Raw genomic sequence first — 6804 nt, forward strand, 5'->3', positions numbered from 1 at the left:
AGACCGATCGCAAACGAGATCGGCACACCGAACGTCACCAGCACGGCGAAAACGCCAAACAGGATAAGTGCGCTTTGCAGTTCCATGGGGGACTCTCTTCAATTCTCGGCTTACTCGGCCGCATCCTCAACTGGCTTGTCGTTCGGACCGGTGCCGGTGCCGTTGATCAGGCCGATGGCAAATTCAACGCAGTAAAACAGGATCACCGCCCCGGAGAACGGAATGGCTGCGTAGACATAGCCCATGGGAATGCGCAGGGCCGGAGAAACCTGGCCCGTGGACAAAGTCTTGGCCACAAGGTTGTAGCCGCCGTACAGCATGATCGTGATCGCAAACACCGCGATCGCAAGCGTGATGAACAGGTCCGAAAGCTGCTTCGTGCGCCCAACAAGCGAACCGGTCAAAAGATCAATCGCAAGGTGACGGCGCTGGCCAAGCGTATACGCCGCGCCAATCAAACCAATCCACATGAACATGAACCGCGCCATCTCGTCCGTAACCGTGCTCGGCTGACCCAAGATAAACCGCGATACAACCTGCCAAACAACACACACTACCAGAACAGCAAATACCAGAACGGTAACTGTGCTGAGAATGCGGTTAACAATATTTGATAGTGTTTTCATCTCTATCATCCATTTTTGCCTGTGGGCCTCGCGCAACCGACGATAATTGGTCTGCCAATTGAGAAGAGCGATCAATCTAACGAATAGTGCTCGGAATTCTCGCGATTTTGCCCGACAGAGCGTCTTTTATGGCGCGATGCTAACGGCTTTTGGCCGTAGAGGCATCCCGCAAGAACACGTATTTTGCTGATTTGGTCGACCTATTTTGCCCTTTGGCTGATATAACACGAAAGATAAGGATTCGATATACCCTGAGTGAAGTGCGGGTAGATCTTCCAAGCAAAAACGCGTAAAACTGGCATCGCAAAAGAAAATCCCCTGGGAGAAAGAATAACAATGCGAACCCCATCCCAACTACTTGCTCTTGTGCTCACTGCCAGTGTCGGCCTTGCCGTTGGCGCAGCGAACGCCAAAAGCCTGCGCGTAAGCCATAACCTGCCGACGGACAATCCAGCCCACATTTCTCTTGAATTCATGGCGGAACGCGTCGATGAACTGACCAACGGCGACCTGCGTCTGCGCGTGTTTCCCAACGGCCAGTTGGGCACCCAACGCGAATCTGTGGAATTGATGCAGAACGGCCTGCTGGACATGGCCCGTTCCAACGCTGCAGAGATGGAAGCCTTCGAACCATCATATGCGGTGATGAACCTGCCCTACATCTTCGAGAGCGAGCCTCATTATTATGAGGTGCTGACGAGCGACGTGGCCGAAGACATCTTCAACGCTTCGCGGGACAAGGGCTTCATTGGCCTTGCATTCATGGTGGATGGTTCCCGCTCCTTCTATGCCAACAAGGCCATCAAGGAACCGTCAGATCTTAATGGCATGAAGATCCGGGTGCAGCCCTCTCCCTCTGCCATTCAGATGGTTGAGTTGCTCGGCGGTTCCCCCACCCCCATCGCTTTCGGCGAGCTGTATTCCGCCCTGCAACAGGGTGTGGTTGATGGTGCCGAAAACAATCCGCAAGCTCTGGTGGACGTTCGCCACGGTGAAGTCGCCAAAGTCTACTCTCAAGACGAACACACCATGATCCCCGGTGTGTTGATGATCTCGACCCAGGTATGGGACACCCTGACGGAAGAGCAGCAAAATGCCCTGAAACAGGCCGCGCGGGAGATGATGGACTTTCACCGCGATCTTTATAACAAGCAAACGCTTGAAATGATCGAAGTCGCCAAGAACGACCTCGGTGTCGAATTTGTGGAAGTCGAAAAAGGGCCCTTCATCGAAGCCGTTCAGCCCATGCACGAAGAGCTGGCCGCAAAGTCTGACAAGATGGCCGACCTCATCAAGCGTATCAAGGACAGAGCTCCAAGCCTCTCGGAGTAAAAACGGTCAGGTTAGCTTGAAATAGAAATAATACCCGCCGCTCTTTTTTGTCAGATACGAAAGAGAGCGGCGCCTCCCTTCGCGAATCCCCACCTTCCGCGCAGGTTACCGGCTAACCTTTTTTGCATGTTTTTCGAAAAGTGGTTAGCCAATATTAATTAACCTGGATACCAATCCGGCTCAGGATCTCTTCACATAAACTGCGGAGTTTTAAGAATTTTTTGCCTTCGAGCCCGCAAATGTATCTCTGGAAAACCCGCCTGAGATATTAGGTGATAACACTAGGTCGCCGTTAAATAGGTTGACCAAATACCCGAAACAGTTTGATATCCCTGTCATGCAGTCGATTCCACCTAGGGGTTAACAGGAGTGATCGTCTGTACCCTAAGCCGGAAGGCTACTAATTAAACGGGAGAAATTCTATATGTTCCGCAAGTCACATCTTCTTTGTGCGCTTCTGACTTCCGCTGTCATGATGGGCGCAACAACTGTTGACGCCAAAACTCTGCGCGTAAGCCACAACCTGCCGACCGAAAACCCTGCTCACATTTCTCTCGAGTACATGGCTGATCTGGTCGAAGAGAAAACCGATGGCGAACTGAAGATGCGCGTTTTCCCGAACGCTCAGCTTGGCACTCAGCGCGAGTCCGTTGAGCTGGTTCAGAACGGTCTTCTGGACATGGCTCGCTCCAACGCTGCTGAAATGGAAGCTTTCGAGCCAACCTACGGCGTTATGAACCTGCCATACATCTTCGAATCCGAACAGCACTACTTTGATGTTCTGATGTCTGACGTTGCCGATGAAATCTTCATGGCTTCCAAGGACAAGGGTTTCGTTGGTCTGGCATTCATGGTGGACGGTTCCCGTTCGTTCTACGCCAACAAGGAAATCAACTCGCCAGCAGACCTGGAAGGCATGAAGATCCGCGTACAGCCATCTCCATCCGCTATCCAGATGGTTGAGCTGCTCGGTGGCGCACCAACCCCGATCGCGTTCGGCGAACTGTACTCCGCTCTGCAGCAGGGTGTTGTTGATGGCGCTGAAAACAACCCGCAGGCTCTGGTGGACGTACGTCACGGTGAAGTAGCAAAGGTCTACTCTCAGGACGAACACACCATGATCCCAGGTGTTCTCATGATTTCCACTCAGGTTTGGGACTCCCTGCCTGAAGACCAGCAGCAGGCTCTGCAGGAAGCTGGTAAGGAAATGATGGCGTACCACCGCGACATCTACAACGAACAGACCAAGGAAATGGTCCAGATCGCCAAGGAAGAACTCGGCGTGAAGTTCGTTGAAGTTGAAAAGGGTCCGTTCATTGAAGCAGTTCTGCCAATGCACGAAGAACTGGCTGCAAAGTCCGACCAGCTGGCTGACCTGATCGACCGCATCAAGGGTCTGGCCAAGTAAGACCTCTCTGGTCGTAACAAGCCAAAGATTTGCAGAAGGCGCCTCCAACGAGGCGCCTTTTTTTTGTCTGCTTTTAGCTTTTTTAGACATATGAGGGTATGTGTAGAGGTCTCAAAGGCGAGTTGACTGGTTTATCCATGAGTACATTGAGTCCGTCTTTCGCAACTCTGACAAAACTGAAGCTGGTCTTGTCCGGCTTCTTGCTCTTGCCATCTTTGATCGCACTGGTTGGAATCCTCCTCGCATTCATCACGGTTGCGATAGACAGGGCGTTTGTGTCTCAAGTGCCAGCAGAGCAGCTCGGCCTACTTGGGTTGGGCGTGTCCGGGGCACGATCTGTTCTTAGTACAATTTCTGGCGCAATGATGACCGTTCTCAGCCTAGTCTATTCACTGACCTTGGTTGTATTTACCCTGGCAGCGGGAAACATAGGCCCACGGTTGCTTACGAGTTTTTCTCAAAACCGTGTAAGTCAGGTAACGATCGGCATGCTGGGCGCAACATTCTTGTACGCGCTTTTCGTTCTTTACATGCTTGTCGAACATGACGAACCGCGCATATCAACAATTGTGGCGATCTTTCTTGCTGCAGCCAGCTTTTTTTGCCTCGTGTACTTCGTTCACGATGTCTCACAGCAAATAATGGTCGATAATGCGATAGGCAGGACCCAGCGTGCATTCCGTCGTGAGATTGATCGAATTCTTTTGGAAGAACCTGCGGAAAGCGAAGAGGAAGATCGAAGGATTCCGCGTGGTGAGGGCACCTCAATTGTTGCCGACGCGGAAGGTTATATCACGGGCGTTGACATTGAAAGATTGCTACAGATTGCAACTGAAAACGATTGCTTCATCGAGATGAAGGTTAGTCCCGGCGACTTCGTCTTTCCGAGAACCAGGATTTCCGTGCAATACGGTGCAGAAGATAAACTGGCTCAAAAAGTACGATCCTGTCTTTTATTGGCTGATGCCAGAGCGCCAGAAGGAGACCTGAGGTTCCATGTTTATCTCAGTGTAGAGATAGCGCTGAGAGCATTGTCAGCGGGGGTTAATGATGCCTACACGGCGATTTCAGCGATAGACCATTTGTGTGCGTCGCTTTCTATAATGATGCAGCGAGGGGTACCCTCTTCTCTTGCATGCGACAATGAGGGGACGCCGCGGGTCTGGTGTTGCCTTATCAATCTTGAAGATACAGTAAGTGAAGCACTGCACATCTTGCGCCGAGCTGCCAATACCAACTTCCAAGTTCAGCTGCATCTCGTGAAGACCATTGGCAAGATGCTTGAGACGACGCCAAGCTACTACCAGAAGCACCTTCATGAGCACCTTCTTGCCATTGCTTCTTCCGCAAAGAATGAGATCAAAATCCCATTGGACAGGCGTGAGATGGCGGAGCAGCTGAATTTGGCACGCGGCAAGAGCCTTTACCGATCATAAGTCCTGTTCTTGCTAATAAGTTGACGTGAATCTCCGGCTCTTTAGCTTAGCTCACAAAAAGCGACCGTCCTCAGGAGCCAGCCATGTCTCAGCGCCCTAATACCCGCCACCCCCAGATCACACAGGCCATGATCGAGGCCTATGATGAATACACGCATCTGACACTGGACAGACGCGGGTTCATGGAACGTTTGCGGTGCCTCGCAGGATCTGCCGCTGCCGCTGGCGCCATTTTGCCTTTGTTGCAAGCCAATGGCGCAATGGCGTCCGTCGTTGCCCCTGATGATTCACGAGTTGTCAGCGAGGAGGTATCCTTTCCCGGCGCAACGGGCGAAATGAAAGGGTATCTGGTGCGCCCTGCCGGTGACACCGACAAACTCCCAGCTATCCTGGTGGTGCACGAAAACCGCGGTCTCAATGACCACATTCGCGATATCACGCGCCGACTTGCCGTTGCCGGGTACATGCCCATGGCGGTGGACTTTCTTTCCGCCGATGGCGGGACACCGGCAGATGAAGACAAAGCCCGTCAAATGATCCGCGCGCTGGAAGCGGAGAATACTTTGCACAACGGAAAAGAAGCCATTGCCTACCTTGCCAATCGCGACGACAGCACAGGCGCCGTGGGTGCCATCGGGTTTTGTTGGGGCGGCCAACTGGTCAATAATCTGGCGGTGGTATCGCCGGAATTGAAGGCGGTCGTTTCCTACTATGGTCGCCAGCCGGAAACCACGCTCGTTCCGCAAATTTCAGCAGCGCTATTGCTGCACTATGCCGGCCTCGATGACCGCATCAATTCCGGCATCGATGATTTCCGCAGCGCACTGGAAGATAACGGCAAGGAATTCACAATCTACATGTACGACGGGGTGAACCACGCCTTCAACAACGACACGTCACAGGCCCGATACAACAAGGAGGCCGCTGATCTGGCCTGGAGCCGGACACTTGATTTCTTCAAGGAAAAGCTGAAAGCCTAGCCCAAACCTGCCCACAAACAGGAAAAGCCAGCCGCCCAAAGGCGACTGGCTTCGACGTGATCCTGTGATTTGGGATTATTGGGGCAGGATCACCTTGTCGATAACGTGAATGACGCCGTTGTCAGCCTCGATGTCAGCTGAGACTACCTTGGCGTTGTTCACCATGGGGCCATTGTCCAGATCAATCGTGATTTCCCCGCCCTGCACGGTTTCTGCTGTCATGTCATCCTGAAGGTCAGTCGACATCACTTTGCCTGGGACTACATGGTAGGTGAGAACAGCGACAAGCTGGTCCTTGTTTTCAGGCTTCAGCAGGTCTTCCACTGTTCCCTCAGGCAAGGCTGCAAAGGCTTCGTCTGTCGGCGCAAAAACAGTGAACGGTCCAGGACCGGATAGTGTCTCCACCAAGTCAGCCGCTGTTGCTGCTGCGAGGAGCGTGTTGAAGTTACCCGCGCTCTTGGCGGTTTCAACGATGTTGGCAGCCAACGCGGATGTCGCAACAGAAGCGGACAACAGAGCGGCAGCGGCAGTAACTTTTAGAAACTTCATCGGATAGAACCTCCGTGTATGATGTAGAGACGCTTGCTCTACGGCGACGGGCGGTTGTCCGGTTCAAAAAAACGGTGCGCTGTGTGATCACAAGTTTGTGCTTAAATGCCGTCGCGATTTGAATGATCTAGAGGCCCTCTAACCTCGTATTGTAATCCTTTCTCTGAGCTACTCCCCATCCGTTGGACAGGTTTAGGCGTAAATTAAGCTACACTGTGCATCTGCTGATCGGGTTGGTGTTGTTCGATGCGCTGCCAATAGACCACGGCAGGCGGTTTGCCGCCAAGGGCGGAGTGGGGGCGTTTCCGGTTATAGAAGTCCAGCCACTTTCGGATACCGGCCCTGGCCTGTGAGCCGGTTTCCCAGGCGTGCAGATAAACGCACTCGTATTTGAGCGTGCGCCACAGCCGTTCGACGAAGATGTTGTCGAGGAACCGTCCCTTGCCATCCATAGATATACGCACGCCCATCCG

The 6804-nt window shown here is 52.8% G+C and carries 7 protein-coding genes; 4 read left to right on the forward strand and 3 right to left on the reverse strand.

From position 1 onward, the window contains the following. Positions 1-110: 110 nt before the first annotated feature. Positions 111-626, reverse strand: a complete 516-nt coding sequence (locus tag G512_RS0114545; protein WP_028482352.1) for a TRAP transporter small permease — start codon at positions 624-626, stop codon at positions 111-113. A gap of 336 nt (positions 627-962) precedes the next feature. Here G512_RS0114545 and G512_RS0114550 point away from each other — a divergent pair, with 336 nt between their 5' ends. The 4 genes from G512_RS0114550 to G512_RS0114565 all read left to right on the forward strand — a co-directional run bounded on the left by G512_RS0114550 (position 963) and on the right by G512_RS0114565 (position 5782). Continuing rightward, the gene (locus G512_RS0114550; protein ID WP_028482353.1) at positions 963-1958 is read left to right on the forward strand and encodes a TRAP transporter substrate-binding protein; all 996 of its coding nucleotides are present in this window, start codon (positions 963-965) and stop codon (positions 1956-1958) included. Between the two features lie 424 nt (positions 1959-2382). Next, positions 2383-3366: a TRAP transporter substrate-binding protein gene (locus tag G512_RS0114555; RefSeq protein WP_028482354.1), complete on the forward strand. Its 984-nt coding sequence runs from the start codon at positions 2383-2385 to the stop codon at positions 3364-3366. Between the two features lie 137 nt (positions 3367-3503). Continuing rightward, complete coding sequence (locus G512_RS0114560) at positions 3504-4802, forward strand: DUF2254 domain-containing protein (protein ID WP_028482355.1); 1299 nt, start codon at positions 3504-3506, stop codon at positions 4800-4802. Positions 4803-4885: 83 nt separating this feature from the next. Continuing rightward, the gene (locus G512_RS0114565) at positions 4886-5782 is read left to right on the forward strand and encodes a dienelactone hydrolase family protein (protein ID WP_028482356.1); all 897 of its coding nucleotides are present in this window, start codon (positions 4886-4888) and stop codon (positions 5780-5782) included. Positions 5783-5857: 75 nt separating this feature from the next. Here G512_RS0114565 and G512_RS0114570 read toward each other — a convergent pair whose 3' ends face one another. Together G512_RS0114570 and G512_RS0114575 are read right to left on the reverse strand one after the other, a co-directional pair. Then, positions 5858-6331, reverse strand: a complete 474-nt coding sequence (locus G512_RS0114570; RefSeq protein WP_028482357.1) for a fasciclin domain-containing protein — start codon at positions 6329-6331, stop codon at positions 5858-5860. Between the two features lie 203 nt (positions 6332-6534). Beyond that, positions 6535-6804: integrase core domain-containing protein (locus G512_RS0114575; protein WP_028480756.1), on the reverse strand; the 270-nt coding region annotated here is incomplete at its 5' end.

The sequence above is a fragment of the Pseudovibrio exalbescens DSM 16456 genome (assembly GCF_000422785.1).
In the GTDB taxonomy this organism is placed as follows: domain Bacteria; phylum Pseudomonadota; class Alphaproteobacteria; order Rhizobiales; family Stappiaceae; genus Pseudovibrio; species Pseudovibrio exalbescens.